The sequence below is a fragment of the Dysgonomonas termitidis genome (genome assembly GCF_042654545.1).
In the GTDB taxonomy this organism is placed as follows: domain Bacteria; phylum Bacteroidota; class Bacteroidia; order Bacteroidales; family Dysgonomonadaceae; genus Dysgonomonas; species Dysgonomonas termitidis.
In genome coordinates, this window is the sequence record NZ_JBHSGN010000058.1 from 38,064 (window position 1) to 64,941 (window position 26,878).

The window sequence follows — 26,878 nt, forward strand, 5'->3', positions numbered from 1 at the left end:
TGCAAAGGCTTATACTGTTGTTATACATACAAATGTAGTAAATAAGTAAAAGAAAGTATTTAATGCAACATCATTTAATCGTAAGCAGTTATTATTGCAGATATAAAAGTAATCAACAGGCCTACGGCCAGGTTATCACCTTATTATCAATCCGTCACTTTTGTAGCCTTTACGGTATCAATAAAGATCTGCCACTTTTCAATTTTTTGGGCAAGGGTCATCCGTGCATTAGCCGGACTGGGAGAAGGCAAGGTGATATATATCCTGCTTTCATCGAAGCCTACATATTTTCTATAAAATTCTTCGGCCTTTTTGCTTGTAAAAAAGATATGTCTGATTTGAGGATATTTCCTGAAAAACTTTTTGAAATCGTTCGGCTTTTCATTCTTAATACTGCTATCGAGGCTTCCTGTTCCTTCACATGATTCGAGCACATCCCAAATGGCGATGTTATTTTCTTCCAGCAGGGCGTTTTTCTCTGCATAGCCATCCGGCAACGGCTTGTCAAATAAAGTGAAAATAATTTTCCAGAACTGGTTGCTTTTATGCCCGTATCGTTCCTGCTTACGTAAAGATTCTTCGCTGGGCATTGTTCCGAGGATCAGAATCCGGGATTTTTCGTTAGCTATCGGTTCAAAAGCAATTTTTCTCATCTTTTTCGTTGCAAGTTGAATATTTTAATTTAATTATGCTAATTAATGACCGAAATATTTTTGATTGGCATAAATGAGAGGAAAGTCCATCCATACACCGGTATGTTATTTCCATTAAACTTCAGTATTTTTTTGTCCGGTTTAAGATTTATTATATCTTTACACCACTATTAAAACAATTTATGTCTTTTACTCGTAAGAATATATTGGTGCTGTAAATAGCCTGTAATCTGTAATACAACTTACTTTACCGGCTATTCCTCCGTCTCATCCCGAATACTTCGTTTTTTCGGGTGATTTTTTTATTGCATTTTATTAAAACATTTTGTGACTATCATCCATGGAGGTTTATCATTTCCCCATACCATGATATGCACAAACTAAAAGCATCAATTATCATGAGTAAAGAAATAAAAACAACGAAAAAAGAAATAAAACTGGTAGAAGATTTTGATTTGATATTCGACTTTTACAAATTAGTCAGCAGACAAGGTCCCGGCAGTATAGAAATAACCAAAAGAGCCCTGGATTTTATACCAGGCACCTCTGTAAATTCGAAAATTGCAGATATAGGCTGCGGTACCGGGGGGCAAACGATCACGCTTGCAAAAAACACCCTGGGACATATCACAGCCATCGACTTATCGGAAAAATTTATAGAAATATTGGATAAGAATGTCAAACAGGCAGGATTTGAAGACAGGTTCACTACCCTGGCAGGCTCTATGGAGAACCTTCCGTTTTCAGATAATGAACTTGATCTTATCTGGGCCGAAGGCTCTATTTATCATCTAGGTTTCGAAAGAGGATTGCGCGAATGGCGCCAATATATCAGGGAAGAAGGATACATCGCAGTGTCGGAAGTATCATGGATTACAAAAGAGCGCCCACTGGAAATAGATGAATTCTGGGAACAGAACTATAACGGTATCGATACCATACCTAATAAGATAGCCGTGATGCAGGAAGCAGGATATATACCTGTCTCTCACTTTGTATTACCTGTGAATTGCTGGCTCGAAAACTTTTACGATCTGGTGGAAGCGGCAGTAGACCCGTTTTTGGAAGAGCAAAATGACAGCGAAGAAGCGAAACAGTTTATTGATAGCCAGCTGACAGAAATCAATCTGTATAAGAAATACAAAGATTACTACAGTTATGTGTTCTATATCGGACAAAAAATCTGATAAATAATGATTATAGAAACAGCAAGATTGAGGATTGTTCCGCTAACGGCGGAGCAATTCCGTCTGCTCGTGCTCGGAGTAGACAGAATGGAAACGGAAATGGGACTGATATCGTCCGGAGAACGACCCGATAAACACACCCGACAAGCAATAGAGTACCAATACCAAAAAACATTGTCCGATACAGACAATCTTATCTGGCTCACCAACAGGCAGATCATATTAAAATCGGAGAATAAGGCTATCGCAGGTGCCAACTTCAAAAATTCTCCACTGGAAAATGAATATATTGAGATAGGGTATGGCACACATGCGGGTTACCGCAATATGGGTTATATGACCGAAGCAGTACAGGCAATGTGCGAATGGGCACTAAGTCAACCGGGGGTGAAAGCCGTAACAGCAGAGACCGAAAGAGGCAATTTCGCATCGCACAGGGTATTACAGAAATGCGGTTTTACAAACTATAAGGAGGATGAGAACGGCTTATGGTGGAAACTCGACCGAATCAAAAACAGCAATAATCAATCAAAAAAAACAAGAATATGAATAATATAAGAATAAGAGAAATTGCAAAAGAAGAACAACCCGAAGTGTACAACCTGATAAAGACAGCTTTTGAAACAGCAAAAGTAAGGGACGGGGACGAACAGGACTACGCCGGAAAACTAAGACAAGGGGATGGTTATATCCCCGGACTGGATTTGGTCGCAGAGGTGAATAATAAACTGGTAGGGCAGGCCATGTTTACCAAAACATATGTTGCAAGAGCCGGCAACAGCAACGTGGAAAGCCTCCTGCTGTCGCCTATATCCGTCCTTCCGGAATACAGGGATTCAGGAATAGGTTCGTCCCTGATCCGGGAAGGATTCAGGCTTGCCCGTGAGATGGGCTATAAGTTGATCTTCCTCTGTGGTGATCCCGCATATTACCACCGGTTTGGATTTAAACCCGCATCGGCATATGGGATCAGGCATGCATCGGGATTTCCGGAAGAGAACGTAATGGTATGCACTCTGACCGGCTCTGCCCTTGAAGGTGTTACCGGAATAGTCGATTTTTGTTAAAATTTATACCTGTATTCCAGTGTAAAATGGACGATATCTATTACTTTTACAACTATTTTAAAGACATACTATGGTTATAAATAAAAGATATTGGTATCATATAATCGCCGTCTTAACAGTGATAGTATGGGGGACGACATTCGTATCCACAAAGATACTGATAGGATGCGGGCTCTCCCCCGTTGAGATATTTCTCTACCGTTTTGTCCTGGCTTATGCAGGAATATGGATTATCTGTCCCCGGACTCTTTTTGCAAACAGCAAGAAAGATGAACTGCTGTGCGCGGCGGCAGGGCTGACCGGAGGGGCGCTGTATTTTGTATTCGAGAACACGGCGCTGGGAATAACACTGGCTTCCAATGTTTCGCTTATAGTATGTACTTCTCCTATTTTCACGGCTTTGCTAACATTTCTTTTCTACAAGAAAGAACCATTGAGGCCGCGTCTTATAACCGGCTCGTTGGTTGCCCTTGTGGGTATGGCTTTAGTTGTTTTCAATGGTAGCTTCATATTGCAGATCAATCCGCTTGGCGATATGCTGACTGTGTTGGCTGCCTTGTCATGGGCTTTCTATGGTATTATACTCAAACAGTTGAACGGAAGATATTCTACACTGTTTATCACCCGGAAGGTTTTCTTTTACGGAATCGTTACCATGTTGCCTTTTTCCCTTATGGATTCGGCGACATTTACCCCCTCTTTACTCATTGATCCCCTGATAGCATCAAACCTCATATTCCTCGGATTAATAGCGTCGCTGTTGTGTTTTATTGCATGGAACAGCGCTGTGAAAGAATTAGGAGTGGTGCAAACATCCAATTACATCTATTTCGTACCACTTGTTACTTTGCTCACATCGGCAATTGTGATAAACGAACATATTACGGTTGTTGCGCTTTTTGGTTCCATATTTATCTTATTAGGGGTATATGTGGCCGAAAACGGCTTTAAGTTTAGATTCAGATCCAGATAGAAGGCTTGCTTTTACACGAAATATTCTTGTTTTCTATACGCTTATATTCCGATTTTTGTTATTACCTTTACTATATACTAATATATATTTATATAAAATTAACGATATGACAAAAAAAGTATTAGCCGTAACTTTAGTAGCTGCCGTAGCCAGTGTTGCGGTATATGCTTATGTTCAGAATAACAAGAAAAAGAAACGCAGAAACCTGCCTTTAAACTTTATCTAATCGAGTTCGCTTACATCTGCAATCCCATTGCGGTTGAATAACACACGGTATTTTCTGTAGTATTCGTCTTTATCGGATATGCATTGTACTATAAAGTACAGTGAATATATTTTATTGCCCTCCAGAGCCACAAACCCTTTCTCCTCATCGGACATATAAAGCGGAATAGAAGGATTATCCATTTTCTGGGTAAAATTCATCAGGTTGAAACGGGTGATGTCATTGATCCCCGATAAACGGTATTCTTTATACTTCTCTATATCTTCCCTGGACAGGCTTACCCATTTACGATAAAGTACGATCTTTTCGTCATAGAATTGGTTTTCGGCCTCCACCAGCGGCGAACGGGCCCTTAAATTACGAACCGCTTCCGGCAACTTACTCTCTTCTATATAATCGAAGGCCTCTTTTATCCATCCTATTTCCTGTTTACGGATACTAAGCTTCAATTTGGTGTCGAAATATTTTTTGCCCAGCTTGGACGAAAAATAGTAACGCATCATATCTTTTATCCGGTCTTTGAACATATAACTGAAGACCAGTATAATAAACAGGTCGGTCGTAAAATTACCAAACCGTAACGTAGCAAAAAAGGACACGACAGTGGCAAACACCATAGCGATACCCGCAGCGATACTATAGTAAAACTGTTCGGCCAGCAGCCCGTCTTTTTTCCGTACTATTTGTAGAAACAGGTCGCTTTCCACCAGTTTTTTCAATATATTACGCTGGGAAATAACAAGGCTGTTATGCTTTTCGTCATCCTTTTCCAACAACCTGAATCCACGCTTTTTACGATGAGCGATTTCGTCTTCCACCAATCGGTGTAATTCGGGCTTCAAACGTGCATATACAGGCCGTCCTTCCAGAAATCTCATGATCTGGAATGTGTATTGCTCGGTGATATTCCCAAGGAAGTCATCTCCATAAAGAAAAAACTCCCTCTGCTGCTGAGTGATATCGGGCTTGGTCAGTTCATCCCACATCTCCCGGTATTGCAGCGCTATATCCCTGATGTCACGTATATAGTTTTCGACATGAACGGTAATTTTCTCGTCGGTGGCCGTATTTTTTATTATCTGTACATGGCGGCGCAATGCACTTTTGAGGATACAGACGAACATCTTCACCTGATAGACGAAACTCTCCGATTTTACCTCATCGGCAGAATTCACAGCCAAATCGTCCAGTGCTTTCTGTAAACGCGGTAAAGGCCCCCGTCCCGCTTTAAGTATTTCGGCCAGAGAATATATGGGTGTAATAAGGCGGATATTATTCTTTACATCCCTGTAAAAGTCACTTTTCTTATAGGTAGAACGATTGATATCGAGACTATTGGGCAAAAACAACCACGTGTTGATCTTGAAATCATTCACATCCTTAGTGTTTTTATTGGTAATAAAGCCAATCTTAAATTCTAACGAAAAGTTGTCATGTACTTTTACTTCAGTATCGATCATATTTTATGTGAGTAGTAAGTAATGAGTAATAAGTTCTTAGCTTACCGGTGTATCAGATGCTGATACACTACTTTCTCTTTCTTAATTTTTCATTCTTCATTCATTCTTCCATTCCCTGTAAGGATATTTTACTAAAGATGAGTTATAGTAACGGCTGTCTCCTGTCACTTCGGTCCCCAGCCAGTCAGGCCTGTCAAACTCTTCTTCTTTATCGGCCAGTTCTATCTCGGCCATTATAAGCCCTTCATTTTCACCATGAAATTCATCCACTTCAAATTTGCGATCTCCATTCTCAATATAATAACGTACTTTATCTATAATGCCCGGCTCACATAGCTTCATCAATTCCCGGGCTTCCTCTCCGGGTATTTCTTTTTCCCATTCGTAACGCGACATCCCCGACTCATCGCCTGCGCCTTTGATGGTAATATAAGCCTTATCCCCTTTTATACGGATACGAACCGTACGTTCAGTGACAGAGGACAGGTAGCCCTGCACGATCTCCTCATGTGCATAGGCGTACTGTTTAAAGTCCCCTTTGACTAAAAATTTCCGTTCTGTTTCTAAAGCCATAATTTCAATCAGTAAATTTGAAAATAAGCATATCAGCAAATGCTTTGGGCAGACCATCCCAATACCCCCGCGGAAAACAATATGCCAATGGATAGAGTACTTTACACTTTACCTCATTGGCATACCGGTCATATACCCGCGGTTTATTGTATGATCTGTTTTATCGCTCCCATGTCTGGATAAAAGATGACCTTTACAGGTAATTTATTGTTATCAAACATCTTTGGAACGAGTACATCCTGTACGCCATATTGTACAATGTCACAATCTTTCTGCACATAGTTTCGTCCATTATATGATATTTGCAAAGCGGCTTTTCCCGGAATATTATAAATTATTCCCGCAGAGAATTTCTTTTCCAGCTCTTTCTCCTCCTTAGGGGTAAGTACCTGCGCTTCCCTTGGCTCTTTATTCTTTAGCGTCAGGGCCACAGGAGAACCCGAAAGATCGTCCGCGCCCACAATACCCAGCTTGGAGGAAAAACGGAAGATAATACGGTTGTCTATATTCTTATCATCAGGGATAACGGTAAATTCCCTTGTCCCGGTTTCTATCGTTTCCATGCCTGCAAACATGGCTGTCAGTGCTTTCTCCTGCTCTTCCAGCTGGGTCATCACCAGTTTATAAGCGTTGCCATCAGGCGGCATATTATCGGCATCTCCGGTAAGAATATTGTTACGGCTTTCGCGCAACCGGTAAATCTGTTTAGCGATCAGTTCTGCCTGCTTCGCAGTGGAGCCGGCCCTTAATATTTCTTCCGACAAGAAGCTGCGCGGATTTGGAAGGACGGCTGAAGCCACAGGAGCATCTCCCCTGATTTCTTCTTTAGGGAATGTATAATCATCGTTAATAGCGCATATCAGGCCGTCCTTTGTCAGTGTTACAAACGGAGAAGTCGTGTTTGACCTGAATTCTACCAGATATGATTTATCTTTATCCACCACACCTTTTGTTGTTGCGTCTATTTTATCCAATGTATAAGATACCGCGTCTTCCGTTATAGGATTGGAAATGCTCAGATAACGCTCGGCATACTGAAAAAACTCTCCGGCTTTACGCGTCTTTTTTGTATAATCTACGGTGATCACCAGCGATGTTTTGGGCAGTGAATAAGCGACACCATAGTTATTCGCTTTCACAGCGCTCATTTTTACTGTTGTCTGGGCTGTTCCGTAATTTGCCCCGATAAAGAGGAACAATAATAAACTTATATAATATCTCATAAGTCTTTCATTTAAAAATATTAGAGTCTGTTTAAAATTTACAGCTGAATTTTTTGATAATTATTTCAAGATGGATTTTTTGATTTTTACTTGCGGGTTTAGCTGACTAAATCAAAAGTAAAAAGTAAAAAAGACGCTCAAAAGAATATAAAAAAAGCAGCTAAGATTTATTTTAAAGAGCCTTAAGAAAACATTTCGCTAAAATTTAAACAGGCTCTTAGTCTCACAAAGCTAATTATTTTTTTGTGAAATACTTAGAAACGGTTTGTATTTTACCGGTCCGGGTTCTCATTTAAAAGAATAAAATAATCAGGTTAAGGAATCCACTCCACAACGTTTTTCACCGGATTTTTTTCTCTCCATTCAATAAAATCCTGAACATTGTCTATCCCATCCCTGATAACAGCCTGATAATATTCTACCCCTATTATCTTTCCCATTCCGCGGGTTTCATATTTCAGTCTCAGTATCGTCTCCTTCTGACCGGGAGTCATAACTTCATTTATTCTTTTTGCCATTTGTTCAAAATACCCATCATACCTGGAACCTTTCAATATATGAATGACATCGATTTTCCATACTGATCCATCATCATCCTGATACCATACATGCCACTCGATACACTGTTCTTCCGTTTCTATACCGTTTATATATTCCAGCCGCATAATACCGGGATTTTCCGCCAGCTTACCCATTGCCAGAAAACTGTCGGATATGAGCAGCGGGGAAGAATAGACATGGAAATCGATGTCGTTGTTGGTCATTAGCAATCCCGTTTTGAGAGAGCCAACAAGGTTGACTTCTGCTCCTACCGACTCCCAGATAAGGATGATGCCGGTTTTTTCTATTATCTCATATGCTTTTTCCTGATTCTTTACCGCAATGTTAATAATACTCTCCATCGTCATCGTTTTTTTAAAGGCTCTAAGATATTTATTTTTTTATATAATTCATACGGAAAACACCTGTCTTGCCGTACCTGAATCATTTTATCCAATCTATTTTCTACATAAAGGATTCGCCATCTCCATTTTTTTTGTAAGTTTGTTAATGTCATCTTTTTATAAATTTTCAACAACTCAGCCTAATGTCAATATTCGGTTACGCGATTCTTATCTTTATTATTATCCGGTTTGTAAATCATTTTATAAAACAAAGCCGGGACCAGAAACAAACCTCCTCAAGCGGGTTCAACTGGTCTGATTCCTATTCCCTAAGGCTTCGTTCTGTACTTAAGACCTGTGAGGAATTCAACGATGATGAAATAATAGACAGTGCTGTAGGTTTCTATTTATTCAGCTACGATAATACAGCCCGGGAATTCATCTTCATAGAAGATGACGATGTCATTCACCGGCTGTCTTACAGTAATCTTATAGAATATAAAGTAAGGGAGAACAAGGACTATAAAATCATGATCGACCTCAAGGCCTCTTTTTCCGGAAAACCGTATATTTCGCTTGCCTGCTTTGACAGGGAGAAGCTTTTGCGGAAAATGCCTCAATTACAATATAAGCTGTATGAAATAGACAACCTGTATGAGTTGGAGCGGAACAAGATCGATGAGATTGAGGATATCCTGTCGGGAATTATAGAAGAAAATAAGATGCTTACCGGCACTCCGCCTCCTTACAAGAAAGAAGTGATCGTAAAAGAACCCAATGTAATCAAAATTGAGATTCCTCCTGTTACGGCAAATGTAGCCGATATAGTTACGGCAATAAAAGAAGAGAAGGAAGATGCTGTTACATTTTTGGAAGAAAGGCCTGTAATAGAGCCTGCAGAGGAAAATTCCGGTGTTTCCGAAATAGTAGCGGAAACAAAGGTGGAACAACCCGGGCCGGTTCCGGAGAAGGAAGAGGCAACAGATATTGAGCCTGAGGTGGAAGAAGAAGTGCCTGTAATAGATGGGAACATACAAATCTCACTTGCGGAAATAGAAGAATATTCACGTGGAAAATTTCTTGAATATGAAGTCCGGTCGGCGGTAAGCGATGCCAAAATGAAGGGGCAGAAATACATCTGTCTTTCTAAAGAGCAACTGGAGAAGCTGAAGTCATAAAAAGGCTATAAGGTTGAACCTGTATTGGATTTTTTTGGAAAACTTTATCTATATAATAAGAGCTAATAGCTTTTAGCGGATAACTCTTTGACAGATTGATTAAAGCAGTTACAAGTTACTGCGCCCTTCGGGCAATTACGGGTTACAAGTAAACAAGATACGAGTAAACGAGATACGAGATACAAGTTGTTAACTGATGACTGTTTACTGTTCACTGAAACAAGTGTTACCTTTGTAACCTTTTCCAAGATATGATTAACAAGTAAAAATCAAAATATAAACTAAACAATGACAAACAGAATAACATCTTTATTTGGAATAAAATATCCCATTATTTCGGGAGGAATGGTATGGTGTAGTGGCTGGAAGCTGGCTTCGGCTGTGAGTAATGCAGGCGGATTAGGGCTCATCGGGGCCGGTTCGATGCATCCCGAAACACTTCGCGAACATATCCAAAAATGTAAAGCTGCAACAGATAAACCATTTGGAGTCAACGTGCCGTTGATGTACCCTGAAATAGACACGATAATGGACATCATTATTTCCGAAGGGGTGAAAATTGTATTTACATCGGCAGGTAATCCAAAGCTTTGGACTAAAAAATTACAGGATAACAGTATCATTGTAACCCATGTTGTATCCAGTTCCAGGTTTGCCCTGAAATGCCAGGAAGCAGGTGTGGATGCGGTTGTAGCCGAAGGGTTCGAAGCCGGAGGACACAACGGCCGAGAGGAGACATCTACGATGGTACTTATACCACAGGTGAGACAGAGCATACATATTCCGCTCATTGCAGCAGGAGGGATCGGCACAGGCAACGGAATGCTGGCAGCCTTTGCGCTAGGTGCGGAAGGAATACAAATGGGTACGCGCTTTGCCCTGACACAGGAAAGTTCGGCGTCTCAGGAATTTAAGGAATTATGTATTAACCTGAAAGAAGGCGATACTATCCTCTCTCTGAAAAAACTCAGTCCTACCCGCATGATAAAGAATGACTTCTATAATGCTGTGCAGTCTGCCGAAGACAGGGGTGCATCGGTAGAAGAAATGCGCGAGTTGCTCGGACGCGGCCGTTCTAAAAGGGGAATATTCGAAGGAGACCTTGTGGAAGGTGAGCTGGAAATAGGCCAGGTCAGCTCATTAATAGATAGCTTACCTGCAGCCGGAGATGTGATAAATCATATCGTTGCGGAATATAATATCAAAGTGGAAGATATAATCACTGGCGATTTTAAATTATAATATACTGATTATCTTTGGTCTGTAAAGATTAAGAAAATCAGAACAAGCGAATCACAATGTATTAAAACAGGGGCACACTATGAAATATAACCTTATTATCTACCTGTTGCTTTCATCCTGCTTTTTTTTCTCTTGTAAGAAAAAGCAGGAGCAGCCTGTTTACGACTTTGAACAAATAAAGGAGAAAGGCGAACTGACTATTATAACACTTAATAGCTCGACCTCGTACTTTATTTACAGGGAAGAACAAATGGGATACGACTACGATCTTGCCCAGGACTTTTGCGATCATTACGGGTTGAAGCTGAATGTAAAAGTGGCGGAGAATACCACCCGGCTGATAGAAATGCTAAAAAGGGGGGAGGGAGATCTGATTGCCTATGCAGTGCCCATACAAAATGAGTTGAAAGATTCCATTTCATATTGTGGATTACAGCAAATTACTCATCAGGTACTTGTTCAGAGGGCGAATAAAGGAGATACCATAATAAAGGATGTGACAGGCCTTATAGGTAAAGAAGTATATGTAGAGGGAGATACCAAATATCACCAGCGTCTTCTCAATCTCGATTCTGAATTAGGAGGAGGAATCAAGATACATACAGTTGGTGAGGATACTATCACGAGTGAAGATCTGATAGAAATGGTGTCCTTGGGGAAAATCAGATACACGGCTTGTGATGAATATATTGCCCGGCTAAACCGTACTTATTTCAGGAATATCGATATCTCGTTGCCTATAAGCTTCGAACAACGGGCTTCATGGGCAGTGCGGAAAGATATGCCTCATCTGGCGAATGCTCTTAATGAATGGTTTGCCGAGAATGACAATACACCTGTATATAAAAGTATCATAAAGAAATATTTCGAGCTGAGCAAACAGCTTTTCGAAGGAGAGTATGTGGCTCCGAAAAATCTGCCTAAAGGCGCGGTTTCGGTCTATGATGACTTATTCAAAAAGCATACTAAGAATACAAAGTATGAATGGCAGTTTCTGGCTTCAATTTGCTATCATGAGTCGCGCTTTCAGAACAACCTCACTTCGTGGGCAGGGGCTGCCGGCATTATGGGTCTGATGCCCCGTACTGCTGCCTCGTTGGGCTTGACGAGTGAAGACCGTATGAATCCTGACCTGAGCATCGGTGCAGCGGTAGAATTACTGGACAGACTGGATAAGATTTTCCGGAAAGTAGAAAGTATCAGTGAACGTGAAAAATTCATCCTGGCTGCCTACAATGCGGGGAACGGGCACATAAATGACGCACAGGCCCTTGCCCTGAAATACGGAGCCAATCCCTATATATGGGAAGGAAATGTACAGAAGTATCTGGAGCTGAAAAGCAATCCGGAATACTATAACGATCCGGTGTGTAAAAGCGGCTATTTCAGAGGTGGGGAAACAATGAAGTACGTGAATAATGTACTCGCTACTATGGAACGGTTTAAGCGGATAAGCGGGGGATAAAAAGAGGAGGATAGCCCTTCTGAGCCATCCCCCCCATTCTTCATATAGTAGATAGATTAGTTGTTTCCATCATTATTTTTCTGCACCGGCTTCTCAGGTCTCGGAGGACGAGGAAGAAGTACCTTGCGGGACAGTTTGAATTTCCCGGTTTTAGGGTCGATGTCAATCAGTTTCACTTCTATTTCATCACCTTCTTTCAACCCGGCTTTTTCCATGTCCTCTATGCGATCCCAGGAGATCTCGGAGATGTGAAGCAAACCATCTTTGCCCGGCAGGAATTCACAGAATGCACCGTAAGGCATTACCGAACGGACTTTAGCTGTGTACACCTCGCCTACTTCGGGAACGGCTACAATGCCTTTGATTTTCGCAACGGCGGCTTCGATCGAAGTTCTGCTTGTAGCTGATATTTCCACGCGGCCATAACCGTCAATTTCCTCAATAGTAACGATAGCGCCTGTCTCTTCCTGAATACCCTGAATTATCTTACCACCAGGGCCGATAACTGCACCGATAAACTCTTTGTTGATGATAATAACCTCGATACGCGGAGCATTTTCTTTGAAGTCCGCACGTGGTTCAGGCAATGTTTCAAGGATTTTACCCATAATGTGTAAACGTCCTTCACGAGCCTGATTCAGTGCTTTTTCAAGTATTTCGTATGATAATCCGTCCACTTTAATATCCATCTGGGTAGCAGTGATACCGTCTTTTGTACCACATACCTTAAAGTCCATATCTCCCAGGTGGTCTTCATCTCCGAGTATGTCGGAAAGTACAGCGAAGTTCGTACCTTTTTTCTCTGAAATAAGTCCCATCGCTATACCCGTTACAGGTTTCTTGATCTGTACACCGGCATCCATCAGGGCCAGTGTACCGGCACAAACGGTTGCCATAGAAGATGAACCGTTCGATTCAAGAATGTCCGATACTACACGGATAACATACGGATAGTTAGCCGGAATCATTGGCTTCAAAGCTCTGTGGGCAAGATTACCGTGTCCTATCTCACGACGGCCTACTCCGCGTTGCGGACGGGCATCTCCGGTAGAGAACGGAGGGAAATTATAATGTAAAAGGAACCTTTCTTTTCCATTGTTCAGTACATCATCGATGATTTTCTCATCCAGTTTGGTACCTAAAGTAACTGTTGTCAGTGACTGTGTTTCTCCACGAGTAAAGATAGCAGAACCATGTGCTCCCGGCAGGTAATCCACTTCGCTCCATATAGGGCGGATTTCTGTCGTGGAACGTCCGTCGAGGCGTTTGCCTTCATCAAGGATAGAACGGCGCATTGCCTCTTTTTCCACATCGTGGTAATAACGGGATATCAAAGAACCCTTTTCTGCCAGTTCTTCTTCTGTCAGGCCTGCTTTATATTCATCTACGATAGCTGCGAAGTTATCCCCGCGCTCGTGCTTGTTTGTATTGGCTGATGCAGCTACAGCATAAGCTTTATCGTAGCATTTTGCCCATACGTCTTTACGAAGCTCTTCATCATTTACTTCGTGGCAGTATTCGCGTTTAACCGTTTTGCCCAAAGCTTCCATCAGTTCTATCTGAGCCTGGCATTGTACTTTGATAGCTTCGTGTGCTACTTTAATAGCTTCCAGCATTTCTGCTTCCGAAACTTCCTTAAACTCGCCTTCTACCATCATGATATTGTCGATAGTAGCACCTACCATAATATCCATATCGGCTTGCTCCAGTTGAGCGAAAGTCGGGTTAAGGATAAATTGTCCGTCTACACGTGCAACTCTTACTTCCGAGATTGGCCCGTTGAAAGGCACATCGGATACTGCCAGTGCAGCAGAGGCTGCAAGTCCGGCCAATGCGTCCGGCATATCTACACCGTCGGAAGAGAACAGTATAACATTCACGAATACTTCCGCATGATAATCATCCGGAAATAACGGGCGAAGCGCACGGTCTACCAAACGGCAAACCAATATCTCATAGTCTGAAGCACGCCCTTCCCTGCGAAGAAAACCTCCGGGGAAACGGCCGAATGCAGCAAATTTTTCTTTATACTCTACCTGTAAAGGCATAAAATCAACGTCCGGTTTAGCGTCTTTGGCTGCGCAAACTGTAGCCAGCATCATGGTATTACCCATGCGCAGCATTACAGATCCATCCGCTTGTTTTGCTAATTTTCCGGTTTCAAGGGTGATAGTCCTTCCATCACCTAAATCGATACTCTTTGTAATCGGATTCATCATAAATATTTTTTTCTAAACTTCTTAAAATCGGACAAAGGTACGCAAAGTTTTTGAGAATTAAGGGGATGGAGACTGAAAAGACAATATACATGAGTTGCGTACCCTTCATTCTTAAATATTAAATGCTCAATAGATATAAAAAAGCAAGTTATTTTACTTATTGGCTGATCGTTGTTATCCAATAGTTTATAGGAAAAACTTTACAAAGTTGACACTTTTTACAGTAAACAGTTAACAACTTGTATCTCGTATCATGTTTACTTGTAACTCATAACTGCCCAAAGGGCGAAGTAACTTGTAACTGCTTTAATCAATCTGTCAAAGAGCTCCGGCTATCAGCTATATATAGATAAAGTTTTCTGAAAGTGTTTAAGTGGGTAGTAAGGCATTGTATATAAAAAAACAAGCCCCGGAACCCGGGGCTTGTTCTATATATTGAACTGTTATTCAGAATTTATATCCTACTGTCAGGTAAGCGTTCATATTTCTCACTTTACCGGCGTTACTCGGAGCTATGTTAGCCAATCCAAAGTCATAACCCAGGCTAACACCTATTTTGCCAAACTCTGCCCCTACGCCGAGTCCCAGGCCGACATCAAACCGTTTAGCCTTATCTTTTCCGAAAAAGTTAACGTCAGTGTCTAGATCTATTATTATGTCATCAACAGTGGCTTTTCCTTCTATTTTGCTTTTTCCGCCCACACCATAGGCAATATATGGCCCAGCTCTGAAAATTATATCTGTAGCGTCTGTCACCGCTAATTTATAACCGAGATGGACTGGGATCTGGAGGTACATCGGATTATCGTTCTCTTTCCCGGTAAAAGAAATTTGACCATAGGTAGGATCTGTCATCGAGAAAGAACCTTCGTCTTTCCCCCCTTTCATCGTAAACTCTAATCCGGTTAATAAATATAAGTCTTGAGTTAGCGCATAATCAACTGTCAATCCGACATTAAAACCGATTTTAGCATCCATTCCATCCGCGCCGTCTCCACCAAAGTTAGAAAGGTTCATCCCTGCCTTCACGCCGAAAGTAAGAGGTTTATCCTGAGCATTAATACTCACGGCTAATAAAAATGTAACAACAACTAAACTTGATTTTAGAATTGTTTTCATAATCGTTTTTTTAAGTTAAAAAATATTATCCGGGAACAAATATATACTCTTTTCCTGATATTCTTTAGCAACTCGTAAGAAATAATATAAAAAGATGTCTTATAGATTATATTTTAATAACCGCTTAACAGAATACTTTTTTTCAGGGAAGATAAATGTGTGTGCCTGAGTTTTTCCCAATCTCATCCGCACTCGTTATCACTACTTCCTTAACGCCTGCTTCGACAGATTCGAATGCATTATCAAGTTTTGGGATCATGCCTCCCTGTATAATGCCTTTCTGTACCAAATCCTTAAACTCTGCCTTATTCAGAGAAGGGATTACACTATTATCATCATTTTCGTCCATCAGCACCCCCTTCTTCTCGAAGCAATACACAAGGTTCACATCAAATACTTTAGCAAGGGCTTTTGCCGTTTCTCCGGCTATTGTATCGGCGTTGGTATTTAATATACGGCCTTGCTTATCATGGGTGAGGGGAGCCAGTATAGGTACTATTCCCTGGGATATAAGGGATGATAATATCCCTGTATTCACCTCCTTCACATCTCCTGCAAATCCGTAATCTATATCTTTTACAGGCCTTTTTTCGGAGCGGATCAGATTCATATCCGCACCCGTGAGTCCAAGAGCATTCACTCCCAAGGCTTGCAATCCGGCGACAATATTTTTATTTACCAATCCTCCGTATACCATAGTTACCACTTGCAATGTTTCCATATCGGTGATACGGCGGCCGTTTATCATACGGCTTTCAATGCCCAGGCGCTCGGCCAGCTTTGTCGCCGACCGGCCTCCGCCATGAACGAGTATTTTGTGCCCATCTATCTGGGCGAAATCTTTTAGTAATCGCTTCAGCGATTGTTCTTCTTCCACGATCTTGCCGCCGACTTTTATTATGGTTAGCTTCTCCATATATGTTACTGAATGAATGTGCATAAAGATAAAACAAAAAGAGATTGTTCCAATCGAAACAATCCCTTAATAAATCTTTTCTCCGAAAGATTACTTTCTGATACCTAATTCTTTGATGACAGCACGATATCTTTCGATATCATTGTCTATCAGATAATCAAGTAAACGGCGGCGTTTACCCACAAGGCGTCTTAGAGATCTTTCAGTGTTATAATCCTTCTTATTTAACTTCAAATGTTCAGTTAAATGCGAAATACGGTATGAAAACAATGCTATCTGAGCTTCAGGTGAGCCAGTATCAGTGTTAGACTTTCCGTACTTTGCGAAGATTTCTTGCTTTTTGGCTGAATCTAAATACATAAGTTGTTATTTATATTTATTTAACGAGGTGCAAAGATAAGACTTATTTTTTGACAGACAAACATTTAATCCGAAAATCCATCAAAAAGGGAGGTCATCGCCGCTATCGCCGCTAAAATCCACTGGCGGGGCAGCCTGTGCCGGTTGGTTGGCTTGTCCGTATCCCTGTGCCGGAGCAGGTGCGCCTGCACCGGCCGGCTCCACTTTCCATGCTCTGAGGTCAGTGTACCAGTTTCCGTTATACTCGCGGCTTTCGATATCGAAAGATACATCCAGAATGTTTCCTGTCTGAAGTAAAGACTCATTTATTTTATCTCCCCAGAAGGTCATGCACACTTTTTTAGGATACATGCCATCGGTTTCCAGAATAATACTTTGTTTTCTCCACTCACCGTTTTTCCCCATGCCTGTCTGCACAGGAAGCACTTGAATTAATTTTGCTGTTAACTGCATTATTATATTATTTTGTTGATTTTCAAAAATGAGGCATAAAGATACAAAAAAATCAATAAACCTCAACTTTCGTCAAAAGGTATCTCCTGCTGCGCCTCTTCCACAGCTTGCAGCTTTTCGGCCGATGTAATAAATTCTTTGTAATAAGAAAGAAGCATCGTGGTAAGAGGGATAGCAATTATCATACCCACTATGCCCAGCAGTGAACCCCATACGGAAAGGGACAGGAGTATGATTGCCGGATTCAGCCCCATCGCCCTGCCCATTATCCTGGGGACTAAAAACAAATCCATAATACATTGTACAATAACATATATCAATGCCACCAGTCCCAGCATAACCCAGAAGCTGTCGGCGGTCTGTGATGCCCGCAACCAGCAAAGCAGGATAGCCGGCGGGAATGTAATAACCTGAAGGTATGGTATCATGTGTACAAGACCTACAAAAAGGCCGAACATAATTGCCATCGGCAAGCCTATCACCTGAAATCCTGTAGCATATAATACTGCAAGAATGCAACAGATAAACGCCTGATGGCGGAAATATTTATTCATGCTTGTTTCAACATCCAGCGTAATGCGTCCTACTATCGGGCGGTATTTAGGAGGAATGAGAAATCGCCAAAGTTCATTGATCTTATCATAATCGAGCAGGATAAATATCAGGTACAGGATAACGATAAAAACAACTGTAAGGCCAAACAGAAAGGATATCGTTCCCGAAAACAGCGATTCAACGGCAGGGCTTACATATTGGATAATCTCCACAAGGTTGTCTTTCGATAATGTGCTTTGAAGTTCTTTATAGTCTACATACCTGCCTATAATATCGGCTACGCTTACCGGAATCCTGTTTTGGCTTATTGCCGACAAATCGTAAGTCGCAATAAGGTTGTTGATCTGCCATATTTCATTTTCAATGAGGGGAACCAGTATAAATCCCAACAGCGTGAACATCCCCGCCACCGACAGCAGCGTAAGCACAACGGCTATAGAGTGCGGGAGTTTTAGCTTTCTTTGATAAAACCGTACCAGCGGATTGAGCATATAGGCTAAAAGCCATGCCACGAAAAAGGGCAGTAATACGCCTTTCAGTAAATACAGAAAGTAAAGGGCGGCCCCGACAGCCAATACGCTTATCAACAAGCGGATAGTACGATCGAAGGTAAAAGGCTTGTCGAATGGTTGTCCCATTGTCATATACAGATGCTGTTTTAATTAATTTGATATATCTTTACAAAGATATTTTATTTTTTCTTATTTACGATAACAATCTGTCTATGATGAAAACAACGGGTCGATATTTATTAATATTCTTGGTATTAGTTCCTTATATACTGAATGCGCAGGTAAAACAAGCAGGGATACAAACTTTCCTCGATCATCAGGGGCTCAGGCATGCCTCCGTCGGTATTTGCGTCAAAGACCTGTCTGGCAGGCAGCTTGCCGGATATAATGAAGATAAGGCATATACTCCCGCATCCATACTAAAGGTGGTTACTACCGCCACCGCGCTGGAAACGCTGGGCCCGGGTTATAAATATCAGACTACACTGGCCGCCGATAAAGATAAACGGGACAGGCTGCTGGTACATGGATATGGCGATCCTACACTGGGCACCGGGCAACTGGATAATATCCCCGATGCGTTCCTGCCTCAATGGGCAGAGCAAATCAGACAGAAGTTCGATACAACAAAAAATCTGAATATAACTATCATCGATGATTATTTCGGGTATGAAGGAGTGTCGCAACGATGGATATATCAGGATATGGGCAATTATTACGCTGCGGCAAGTTATGGTATCAGCATCTACGATAATACCTATAAGCTCTTTTTCAATACGATGCGCCGCGATACCTGCCCGGTTATAATAAGTACCCAGCCCGAAATGAACCTCTCATTCCGCAATACCCTTACCCTGAATACGACAGGCCAGGATAACGGATACATTCACGGAGAACCTTTTTCTGTGAACAGGATTCTGTCGGGCGACATCCCCGCTGGAAAGCCGTCGTTCAGTATAAAAGGCGACATCCCCGATCCGGGTTTATATCTCGGTGAAGTACTGGCAAAGACCCTGTCTGACAAAGGCTTTAAAATAGGTTCGGTGGAAAACGCTTATGACAGGTATTACAACCAGATGTATTCGGAAAACAGGAAGGCCTATAACGAAGATATATTTTATCGCCACGAGTCTTTCCCATTGAAAGACATAATAAAGGATACCAATGTGAGAAGCAATAACCACTATGCGGAACATCTTATACGCACCGTAGGCCGTACAAAAACGACCGACATATACTCCTCTGCCCTCGATGCGGGAATTGACAAAACGAAAGAGTTATGGAAGACCCGGGGGTTGAATACCAACGCGCTTACCATGTTCGATGGAAGCGGGCTTGCCCCGTCCAACGCCGTGAGTCCGGCATTTATGTGCGACCTGCTGGTATATATGCAGGCAAAAAGCAAGTATGCCGATGTATTTCTGGAATCGTTACCCAAAGCGGGGGAAAACGGAACCGTAAGCAGCCGGCTGAAAGGAACACGCCTTGCAGGAAAGATTTCAATGAAAAGCGGCAGTATCTATGGGGTACAATGCTTTGCGGGATACTATACCGACGGGGATAAAAAATATGCTTTTACCGTAATGGTGAATAATTTCACGGGTTCGCGTAGCCAGGTGGTACAGGCTATAGATAAATTGTTGCTCTCAATGTTTTGAGGGTAAGTAGTAAAGAATCTATGAGGGTGTGTCTAAAGTATTTTTTACTATCTATTTACATACGCTACACTCCTGTGACCGTTGGTTGTCATGTTGAACGGAGTGAAACATCTCGTTTCTCAGGGCTGAGATCCTTCGTTGCACTCAGGATGACAAAGAGGATAGCACATTGATAGTGCTGTTCTACTTTAGACACACCTCCCTAAAGATCTCCACCAGAAAATGGTGTATTAATTTTTATTGATTCTTTATCTCACTTTTTCTTTTCGCCCGTAAGCTCTTCCATCTTATTCAAGACTGCACGGATCGGTAAATCTCTTTCCAGAATGATTCCGGTCGGTGAAATCAGTATATTGTAAGGTATTTCGCGAATGTAATAAGTATCGAACGGCTTGGCAGCCCAGCCCCCTTTTACAGGTAATATATTCCATTTTATAGTATCGCCTATGTTTTCGGCGATAGGGACCTGTTCGGAGTCTTTCACGATGGAAACAAATTCGATGTTCTTTTTTTGTTTTTTCAGCTCGTTATAGACATCCACTGCGTCTTGTTTTTCGTCACGGCATACATCGCAGGTAGTAGCAGCAAATAAAAGAAGTACATATTTCCCTCTGAAGTCGGATAATTGCACGGTCTTATCCTGCATGCTTTTAAGCGAGAAGCCCGGAGCGTAGGCATTTACTGCCGATAGTTTTATTTTATCCCTGAAATTTTTAAGTTCTTGTGTCAAAGGAAAATCCACAGCTTTTCCTTTCAGCAGAGACAGGTTCTCGTCGAGCCTCGGAATCGAAGTTTCATCCTTAAAGAATGTGTTTATCAGCATTACACTGGCTATCTTGTCGGGATTCGCCTTCACATAAGCCGCCGCAATATTTGATAATTCGAAGTTGATATTCTTTAATTCCACAACATAATCCTTCACCACCAGGCTATCCTTGTTCTTGAGATTATTTTCAGCGGTATTCAATATATCGGCACGGGATTTCAGCAGGGCCTTGTTTTTATCTTTGAAACTTGTGAGATCATCGTTCACATCACCGCCTTTCACATCTATGATGTCGGGATATAAGACATCGCCTTTAAGCTCCACTTTCCAGCCTTTATCTGCCAGGACAAAAGTGCTTTTTGTATTTTTATTGAAATACAATGAAAATTCGGTCAGCGTATCAATTTCGCTGCGGAAAGAGAATTCTCCTTTTGCATTGATCGCCACAGTGTCTATAAACACAGAATCCCCGGCTTCATGCGACATGAAAAAGTGATCACCCGTTACATTGTCAAGTTTTCCGGTTATTTTAAATTCTTTAGGGTTTTTGCTGCATGACGTAACTATCGCGACAAGCAATAGGGTAAGTCCGGTAAAGCGCGCTATATTGAGTTTTAACATCTTCTCGTTCTTTAGATATATACTAATTCCCATTCTTATAATTAGTAACGCAAAAGTATAACTTTTATTTCTAAAACGTTTAAAAAAATAAATTGTTCTAAAAAAAAATTAATTAACCCGCTGTACTCTTGCTGGTTCCGGCAATAACAGGCGTTCAAAGTATCAATCCGCACATGTTAAATCAATCTGCAATTTAGAAATTCACTATCTTTGTTTACCAAAAAACAGCTGTAAGTATGAAATTTATCAATTCCGTTTTTTTAGCCATAAGCATTTTGCTTCCAATGAAATCACACAGCCAAGAAATACCCCTGACATTAGAAGACCTGACGCCCGGAGGTAAAACATTCAGCAAGTATCGTGCCGAAATGCCCCGCCAACTAAGCTGGCATGGGGATAAACTGACTTACATAAAAGGAGATTCCGTTATGATTGCCCCTAATACCGACAAGGAGAAATCCCAGGTGTTGCTTAGCCTTCAGGATATTAATTCGGGAATGGGGCTCGATCAAGAAGAGTCACTGAAAAGTCTGCATACAATACAGTTTATTTCTCCGGAGTCAGACGAGATACTAATCGCCACTCCTGACAAGATATACTTATATGACTTTGTGGCAAAAAAGATAACGGCCACATTCCTCTCGTTAGATAAAATGAATAACCATGACTGGTCCGGAAAAAGCAGGATGCTTGCATATACAAAAGACAATAATCTGTATATACAGGATTCGGAGGGGAAAGAGACTGCCATAACAAGCGAAACTGATCAGGGTATCGTCTCCGGACAATCTGTCCACAGGAATGAGTTCGGTATAAACAAAGGCACATTCTGGTCTCCGGCAGGAAATCTTCTGGCATTTTACCGTATGGATGAAACTATGGTTGCCGATTATCCGTTAGTAGACATTTCGGCGCGTATCGCCAAACTGAAAGATATAAAATATCCGATGGCTGGCATGAAAAGCCACCATGTTACAGTTGGGGTTTACAATCCTGTCACACAGCAAACAGTGTATCTGAAAACAGGTACTCCTAAAGAAAAATACCTTACAAATATAGCATGGAGCCCCGATGAAAAAAGTATCTATATTGCTGAAGTCAACAGGGGACAGGATACTTGTATTGTCAGGAGTTATGACGCTGCGACGGGTAAACTGCAAACAACGCTGTTTACCGAAACCCATCCGAAATATGTGGAGCCTGAAAACCCCGTGCTATTTCTGAAAAACGACCCTTCAAAGTTCTTGTGGCAGAGCGAACGCGACGGATTCAATCATTTGTATCTTTATGATACGACCGGAAAATTATTAAAGCAAATTACTTCCGGCAGATGGGATGTTACTTCTATATTGGGATTCGACGAAAAGGGAGAGAATCTTTTTTATGTATCTACAGAAGTAAGCCCAATAGAAAAGCATATATATAGATTGAATCTGAAAACCGGGAAGAGAGAGCGGTTGTCGAAAGAAGAAGGTGTCCATGACGGCATGCTTAGTGCTTCGGGGAAATACATCTGTGACAGATATACTTCGCAGAATAACCCCGGAAAAGTGTCGGTTACAGAAACCAAACCGAATAAATCGTATATCTATTATTCTGCCAAGAACCCTTATAAAAATGTACAACTGCCTGAAATATCACTGGGTAAGTTAAAAGCGAATGACAACACGACAGACTTATATTACCGTCTGGTGAAACCACTGAATTTCGACCCGGACAAGAAATATCCCGTCATTGTTTATGTATATGGAGGGCCTCATTCACAGATGGTGGATAACTCATGGATGGGGCAAGTCAGAGGATGGGATATCTACATGGCAGAGAAAGGTTATGTGGTGTTCACGATGGACAACAGAGGTACATCGAACAGAGGAATGGATTTCGAAAATATTACGCATCGCCGGCTTGGGGTAGTGGAGACGGAAGACCAAATGACAGGTGTGGAATATCTGAAATCGTTAGCGTATGTAGATGCCGACCGGATAGGGGTGCATGGCTGGAGCTATGGCGGATTTATGACACTGAACCTGATGCTTCGCCATCCCGAAACATTTAAGGTGGGAGTAGCGGGAGGACCTGTTACTGACTGGAAATACTACGAAGTGATGTATGGCGAACGCTACATGGATAGTCCGCAGGAAAATCCGGAAGGATATAAAAATTCGAGTATGGTGGAGCGTGCCGGAGACCTTAAAGGCCGCCTGATGCTGATACATGGGGATGAAGACCCTACTGTGGTGATGCAACAAAGCCTGCAATTCCTGCACTCTGCGATCAAAAAGGGTACGCATCCCGATTTCTTCATTTATCCGGGACATGGGCATAATATGACAGGGCGCGACAGGGTACATTTACATGAACATATAACCCGTTATTTTGATGATTTTCTGAAATAGGGAACGAATCGTTTATGATATTATGGGCAATGATCATATAGAAGCCGTCTGGACTTTTCAAAAAAAGTTTCTTTTGATCTGTTTTTATTCTCTTTGTCATGTTGAATGGGTAGTCAATTGAATTGAAAATCGACGGAGTCAAAATCGCCGAAGTGAAGGCATGGCAAATATCCCCTAAAACGAGATTCTTCGTACCTCAGAAACAACGTTCGGCAGAGCGAAGCGGAGCCAATGACAAAATAATACAAAATAAAAAGTCTTGACTACTTCATAATTTTAATATATATTTTTCCGGAAAGTTTATCTATATATAAACGTTAGCTTATAGCTCTTTGAAAAAGTTTTTTTATATACCAGTTTGCTAAAAGTAATGAAAAATGTAACCTTTGTTACCTTTTAAGAAAGTTACGAGTTTGCCTCGCCTTCGCTTCGGCGAATGTTATTTCTTCGCCCTTCGGGCAGTTACGAGTTACAAATTGTTAACTGATGACTGTTTACTGTTCACTGAAACAAGTGTTACCTTTGTTACCTTTTTGACCCCGCTCGCGCAGACGCCCCGTCTATGTGTTGCGTGCCCTGTCAACAAGACACGGACTGGAAGTCCCCGCCAGCGGGGGCAGTAAGTCATAAGTTGAGAAAGTTGTATTACTGTTTACTGCTAACTGTTTACTGTTAACTGTAAAAAGTGTTACCTTTGTTACCTTAAAAGTTGTCGGAAAAAATTTCAAAAAAATTAAAACGCCATAATTAAAATTAATAAACATATATACAAATAGTTATACACACATATACCGCACTAGCATAACTCTATTTTTTTAATCATATCTTCGTTTTCTTGTTACTTTTGTTACCTATCTGTTACTTAAAAATTAAAATAATTGTTACTATATCTATTTTATGTAAAATATGCTGTTGCTTTTAATTATTATATTACTATATATCAAACAATTAAATATATATAAATCAAAAGGTAAAATAGTATTTATTTCCCTTTAATAGACCATGCGTTATTATCATATTTTCTAAAGGTTTCTGGGCAAACCTGTACAAAGTAGATAGTGGGAACATCCGGCGGGTACCGCAAGTGAGGGAGTATGCAACGTTTGATTTCTTATATAAGAAAGGCTCCTGAGGGAGCCTTCTTCATTTACCGTTTTTTCGTAATTTTATGCACATTTCCTGTTTAGACGATGTAGTCTAATCCCATTTGTTTTCTATCAAGAGCCCGGTTACAATACAGATTGAAAAGGTTATCGATTACTCTCCTGCGGCTTGGGAGTTTATTATCTGAACTTGCAGGCGATACCTGCCGATGGAGAATTAACTTTGCCACCAATCTACTGTCTTTAAATTATCAATCTTGTTCTTCACATTGTTCACAAGGCCCAACCCAATGCTTGAAGAAAGCACAAGCATATTGTAGATGTCATTTAATTTATCACGTGCCTCTACTTTTTGTTGATCATTATAAATACCTTTTCCTATTGCCTCTATTATGGTAAGGGCAATCTCCGCTATAAACGAATTCTCGAATACTTTCGGAATTCCCCCAAAAGTTTCTTCAAGTGCTTCCCATTCATAGCGCACATTCAATGCACTGAAAAAGTCTGTTATTGAACGTGCTTTATAACTATTTGCGTTACCAGTATCGTATTCTGCCAAAAGTGAATAGCTGCGTGCGCGATTATACAAACTGTAACCTTTCCAAAGCGTTTCCGCTTCGCTTGTGCCCAATTGGATTACATCTATGCAACAGCTCAATGCCGCTATGGAATGATTCAAATAGACTGTCGGAACAAATAAGGCATCAACCGCATTGTCTTTTTTGTATTCTTCGACAGTGGCCCTGCACGACAACCCGATATAATCATTCAGATAAACATTTATAACCGGATTTGTCCTCATATTCCCTGTGACGCGTTGTTGTTTAATAGCAAGTAACGTATCCGCGATATATTTATATCCTAAAAAAGTGCCATTGCCAGCCGCACGATAAGTCATGTAATCCCTAATCTGTGTTAAAATAGAGTAATACTCCGAGCTTCTGTCCTCAATCGATTGTAATGCCATATTCATCCAGACAATGCCGGGTCGCCCATGATCTTTAGGAAAATACGGAACAAATACAAGACGCTCAAAAATATAAACTATCCGTTCATCGTCATACCGGAGCGATTGGATCTCCCTAGTCCATATATCAGCAATCAGCCTGAATTTTTCAATATGGGTAATTTTATGTTCGTTATCTACATGCGTTGATTTCAGACCGGCTATTTCCCGTAACTGTTCCCCACTGAAAAGCTCCCTATAATTTACTCCATACGCCGAATCTGTCAACAGGTTAACATAGGGAACTATATGTAAACCGCCATCAATCAAACTATTACTGACTATCGTTTTTATTTCAGTATCCATATTAGCAGTAGATAACTGTAATATATGATGATTAGGAAAATCAGAGGGCAAGTCATATTGATTATTCAAGTCGTTGTGTGAAAATGTAGATATGAATTTAATTCCCTTAAAACCAAGCGTGCCCCAAATAAGTCCGGTTTCAAGAACAACATTCTGCGATGCCCGCAACTTGAAGTTCGATAGCTTTCCTCTAAATTCATCCTTTGTCAGCATCGTCTTTGTACTATAAGCATTGTCCGCTATCTTATTGATAGTCGATTGCAAAGAATCGCCCCTTAATGCATCAGGCAGGGAAAGGGCAAAGTCGTCAGGGCCCAGAAACACAAAAGCCCACACCACCCCGTAAAAATGCTGTCTAATAAATTCATCAATACCTTGTTGGTTTGCCGCTGTTCTGAAAGCGGAATCATCGCACATAACCGCTTCAACTGGATACCTTTTACCGGCATTCAAAGCGTTCAATTGGTTTATGCAAGTCATGAACCTCTCGGCAATTTCCCTTGTGGATTGCCCGTATAGCAATGCTATTTTATTATAGCTTTTTATCATAATGTACCTCCTGTCTTTTATACTTTCCCGCCCACGCACACCGTAGGTGGGATGAGTATTATATTGTTTGACTATTATTTTACATACGTTTGTTGCCAATAGACGGCAATTATCAGTTTGTCCGGAATGAGGCACAGGGGTAGCTGCCGGTGTCTGTTGCACAACTAAAAAAGAAAGAAATAAGCATTAATAAAAATTGATTATACGG

At 41.2% G+C, this 26,878-nt stretch carries 22 protein-coding genes; 9 read left to right on the forward strand and 13 right to left on the reverse strand.

Annotation, left to right across the window (positions count from 1 at the left end; all coding sequences use genetic code 11):
- Window positions 1-146: 146 nt before the first annotated feature.
- Window positions 147-653: a DNA-deoxyinosine glycosylase gene (locus tag ACFO6W_RS07580; protein ID WP_379994940.1), complete on the reverse strand. Its 507-nt coding sequence runs from the start codon at window positions 651-653 to the stop codon at window positions 147-149.
- Between the two features lie 398 nt (window positions 654-1,051).
- Between ACFO6W_RS07580 and ACFO6W_RS07585 the strand changes: the two genes are divergently transcribed.
- From ACFO6W_RS07585 to ACFO6W_RS07600, 4 genes are all read left to right on the forward strand, one after another.
- On the forward strand, window positions 1,052-1,840 hold the full coding sequence (locus ACFO6W_RS07585) for a class I SAM-dependent methyltransferase (RefSeq protein ID WP_379994942.1): 789 nt from the start codon (window positions 1,052-1,054) through the stop codon (window positions 1,838-1,840).
- A gap of 6 nt (window positions 1,841-1,846) precedes the next feature.
- Complete coding sequence (locus ACFO6W_RS07590) at window positions 1,847-2,389, forward strand: GNAT family N-acetyltransferase (protein WP_379994944.1); 543 nt, start codon at window positions 1,847-1,849, stop codon at window positions 2,387-2,389.
- Window positions 2,386-2,907: a GNAT family N-acetyltransferase gene (locus tag ACFO6W_RS07595; protein ID WP_379994946.1), complete on the forward strand. Its 522-nt coding sequence runs from the start codon at window positions 2,386-2,388 to the stop codon at window positions 2,905-2,907. Before ACFO6W_RS07590 ends, ACFO6W_RS07595 begins: the two co-directional genes overlap by 4 nt.
- A gap of 70 nt (window positions 2,908-2,977) precedes the next feature.
- Window positions 2,978-3,880, forward strand: a complete 903-nt coding sequence (locus ACFO6W_RS07600) for a DMT family transporter (protein WP_379994948.1) — start codon at window positions 2,978-2,980, stop codon at window positions 3,878-3,880.
- 222 nt (window positions 3,881-4,102) lie between these two features.
- Here ACFO6W_RS07600 and ACFO6W_RS07605 read toward each other — a convergent pair whose 3' ends face one another.
- The 4 genes from ACFO6W_RS07605 to ACFO6W_RS07620 form a co-directional block, all read right to left on the reverse strand.
- Entirely contained in the window at window positions 4,103-5,566 is a 1,464-nt protein-coding gene (locus tag ACFO6W_RS07605) for a hypothetical protein (protein WP_379994951.1), read from the reverse strand.
- A 96-nt stretch (window positions 5,567-5,662) separates the two neighbouring features.
- Window positions 5,663-6,139 carry a CYTH domain-containing protein gene (locus ACFO6W_RS07610; protein ID WP_379994953.1) on the reverse strand — a complete coding sequence of 159 codons (477 nt, stop codon included), beginning with the start codon at window positions 6,137-6,139 and terminating at the stop codon, window positions 5,663-5,665.
- 143 nt (window positions 6,140-6,282) lie between these two features.
- Entirely contained in the window at window positions 6,283-7,362 is a 1,080-nt protein-coding gene (locus ACFO6W_RS07615) for a DUF4831 family protein (RefSeq protein WP_379994956.1), read from the reverse strand.
- A 314-nt stretch (window positions 7,363-7,676) separates the two neighbouring features.
- Window positions 7,677-8,264, reverse strand: a complete 588-nt coding sequence (locus ACFO6W_RS07620; protein ID WP_379994958.1) for a phosphoglycerate mutase family protein — start codon at window positions 8,262-8,264, stop codon at window positions 7,677-7,679.
- 185 nt (window positions 8,265-8,449) lie between these two features.
- Between ACFO6W_RS07620 and ACFO6W_RS07625 the strand changes: the two genes are divergently transcribed.
- From ACFO6W_RS07625 to ACFO6W_RS07635, 3 genes are all read left to right on the forward strand, one after another.
- Complete coding sequence (locus tag ACFO6W_RS07625) at window positions 8,450-9,424, forward strand: hypothetical protein (protein ID WP_379994961.1); 975 nt, start codon at window positions 8,450-8,452, stop codon at window positions 9,422-9,424.
- A 288-nt stretch (window positions 9,425-9,712) separates the two neighbouring features.
- Window positions 9,713-10,666, forward strand: a complete 954-nt coding sequence (locus tag ACFO6W_RS07630; RefSeq protein WP_379994963.1) for an NAD(P)H-dependent flavin oxidoreductase — start codon at window positions 9,713-9,715, stop codon at window positions 10,664-10,666.
- Between the two features lie 79 nt (window positions 10,667-10,745).
- Window positions 10,746-12,131, forward strand: coding sequence for an MltF family protein (locus tag ACFO6W_RS07635; RefSeq protein WP_379994965.1), 1,386 nt, complete (start codon window positions 10,746-10,748; stop codon window positions 12,129-12,131).
- Window positions 12,132-12,187: 56 nt separating this feature from the next.
- Here ACFO6W_RS07635 and pnp read toward each other — a convergent pair whose 3' ends face one another.
- The 6 genes from pnp to ACFO6W_RS07665 all read right to left on the reverse strand — a co-directional run bounded on the left by pnp (window position 12,188) and on the right by ACFO6W_RS07665 (window position 18,397).
- Window positions 12,188-14,350 (reverse strand): polyribonucleotide nucleotidyltransferase, encoded by a 2,163-nt coding sequence (gene pnp, locus ACFO6W_RS07640; RefSeq protein ID WP_379994966.1) that lies wholly within the window; start codon window positions 14,348-14,350, stop codon window positions 12,188-12,190.
- A gap of 447 nt (window positions 14,351-14,797) precedes the next feature.
- A complete protein-coding gene (locus ACFO6W_RS07645; RefSeq protein WP_379994968.1) occupies window positions 14,798-15,469 on the reverse strand; it encodes a porin family protein in 672 nt (223 codons plus the stop codon).
- Between the two features lie 142 nt (window positions 15,470-15,611).
- Window positions 15,612-16,385, reverse strand: coding sequence for an acetylglutamate kinase (argB, locus tag ACFO6W_RS07650; RefSeq protein WP_379994969.1), 774 nt, complete (start codon window positions 16,383-16,385; stop codon window positions 15,612-15,614).
- A gap of 90 nt (window positions 16,386-16,475) precedes the next feature.
- Window positions 16,476-16,745 (reverse strand): 30S ribosomal protein S15, encoded by a 270-nt coding sequence (rpsO, locus tag ACFO6W_RS07655; RefSeq protein WP_379994971.1) that lies wholly within the window; start codon window positions 16,743-16,745, stop codon window positions 16,476-16,478.
- A gap of 81 nt (window positions 16,746-16,826) precedes the next feature.
- Window positions 16,827-17,198 (reverse strand): DUF3127 domain-containing protein, encoded by a 372-nt coding sequence (locus ACFO6W_RS07660; RefSeq protein ID WP_379994973.1) that lies wholly within the window; start codon window positions 17,196-17,198, stop codon window positions 16,827-16,829.
- 62 nt (window positions 17,199-17,260) lie between these two features.
- Window positions 17,261-18,397, reverse strand: coding sequence for an AI-2E family transporter (locus tag ACFO6W_RS07665; protein ID WP_379994975.1), 1,137 nt, complete (start codon window positions 18,395-18,397; stop codon window positions 17,261-17,263).
- Between the two features lie 80 nt (window positions 18,398-18,477).
- On the opposite strand from ACFO6W_RS07665, the gene dacB reads away from it, so the two are divergent.
- The gene (gene dacB, locus ACFO6W_RS07670; RefSeq protein ID WP_379994977.1) at window positions 18,478-19,923 is read left to right on the forward strand and encodes a D-alanyl-D-alanine carboxypeptidase/D-alanyl-D-alanine endopeptidase; all 1,446 of its coding nucleotides are present in this window, start codon (window positions 18,478-18,480) and stop codon (window positions 19,921-19,923) included.
- Between the two features lie 253 nt (window positions 19,924-20,176).
- Here dacB and ACFO6W_RS07675 read toward each other — a convergent pair whose 3' ends face one another.
- Complete coding sequence (locus ACFO6W_RS07675) at window positions 20,177-21,310, reverse strand: redoxin domain-containing protein (protein WP_379994979.1); 1,134 nt, start codon at window positions 21,308-21,310, stop codon at window positions 20,177-20,179.
- A gap of 236 nt (window positions 21,311-21,546) precedes the next feature.
- On the opposite strand from ACFO6W_RS07675, the gene ACFO6W_RS07680 reads away from it, so the two are divergent.
- Window positions 21,547-23,706, forward strand: coding sequence for a S9 family peptidase (locus ACFO6W_RS07680; RefSeq protein ID WP_379994981.1), 2,160 nt, complete (start codon window positions 21,547-21,549; stop codon window positions 23,704-23,706).
- 1,320 nt (window positions 23,707-25,026) lie between these two features.
- Here the strand turns inward: ACFO6W_RS07680 and ACFO6W_RS07685 are convergent.
- Complete coding sequence (locus tag ACFO6W_RS07685; protein WP_379994983.1) at window positions 25,027-26,832, reverse strand: hypothetical protein; 1,806 nt, start codon at window positions 26,830-26,832, stop codon at window positions 25,027-25,029.
- Window positions 26,833-26,878 lie beyond the last annotated feature (46 nt).

Coding starts and splice junctions, on each gene's coding strand:
- ACFO6W_RS07580 (WP_379994940.1), bottom strand. CDS start 653: ATGAGAAAAATTGCTTTTGAACCGATAGCTAACGAAAAATCCCGGATT.
- ACFO6W_RS07585 (WP_379994942.1), top strand. CDS start 1,052: ATGAGTAAAGAAATAAAAACAACGAAAAAAGAAATAAAACTGGTAGAA.
- ACFO6W_RS07590 (WP_379994944.1), top strand. CDS start 1,847: ATGATTATAGAAACAGCAAGATTGAGGATTGTTCCGCTAACGGCGGAG.
- ACFO6W_RS07595 (WP_379994946.1), top strand. CDS start 2,386: ATGAATAATATAAGAATAAGAGAAATTGCAAAAGAAGAACAACCCGAA.
- ACFO6W_RS07600 (WP_379994948.1), top strand. CDS start 2,978: ATGGTTATAAATAAAAGATATTGGTATCATATAATCGCCGTCTTAACA.
- ACFO6W_RS07605 (WP_379994951.1), bottom strand. CDS start 5,566: ATGATCGATACTGAAGTAAAAGTACATGACAACTTTTCGTTAGAATTT.
- ACFO6W_RS07610 (WP_379994953.1), bottom strand. CDS start 6,139: ATGGCTTTAGAAACAGAACGGAAATTTTTAGTCAAAGGGGACTTTAAA.
- ACFO6W_RS07615 (WP_379994956.1), bottom strand. CDS start 7,362: ATGAGATATTATATAAGTTTATTATTGTTCCTCTTTATCGGGGCAAAT.
- ACFO6W_RS07620 (WP_379994958.1), bottom strand. CDS start 8,264: ATGGAGAGTATTATTAACATTGCGGTAAAGAATCAGGAAAAAGCATAT.
- ACFO6W_RS07625 (WP_379994961.1), top strand. CDS start 8,450: ATGTCAATATTCGGTTACGCGATTCTTATCTTTATTATTATCCGGTTT.
- ACFO6W_RS07630 (WP_379994963.1), top strand. CDS start 9,713: ATGACAAACAGAATAACATCTTTATTTGGAATAAAATATCCCATTATT.
- ACFO6W_RS07635 (WP_379994965.1), top strand. CDS start 10,746: ATGAAATATAACCTTATTATCTACCTGTTGCTTTCATCCTGCTTTTTT.
- pnp (WP_379994966.1), bottom strand. CDS start 14,350: ATGATGAATCCGATTACAAAGAGTATCGATTTAGGTGATGGAAGGACT.
- ACFO6W_RS07645 (WP_379994968.1), bottom strand. CDS start 15,469: ATGAAAACAATTCTAAAATCAAGTTTAGTTGTTGTTACATTTTTATTA.
- argB (WP_379994969.1), bottom strand. CDS start 16,385: ATGGAGAAGCTAACCATAATAAAAGTCGGCGGCAAGATCGTGGAAGAA.
- rpsO (WP_379994971.1), bottom strand. CDS start 16,745: ATGTATTTAGATTCAGCCAAAAAGCAAGAAATCTTCGCAAAGTACGGA.
- ACFO6W_RS07660 (WP_379994973.1), bottom strand. CDS start 17,198: ATGCAGTTAACAGCAAAATTAATTCAAGTGCTTCCTGTGCAGACAGGC.
- ACFO6W_RS07665 (WP_379994975.1), bottom strand. CDS start 18,397: ATGACAATGGGACAACCATTCGACAAGCCTTTTACCTTCGATCGTACT.
- dacB (WP_379994977.1), top strand. CDS start 18,478: ATGATGAAAACAACGGGTCGATATTTATTAATATTCTTGGTATTAGTT.
- ACFO6W_RS07675 (WP_379994979.1), bottom strand. CDS start 21,310: ATGTTAAAACTCAATATAGCGCGCTTTACCGGACTTACCCTATTGCTT.
- ACFO6W_RS07680 (WP_379994981.1), top strand. CDS start 21,547: ATGAAATTTATCAATTCCGTTTTTTTAGCCATAAGCATTTTGCTTCCA.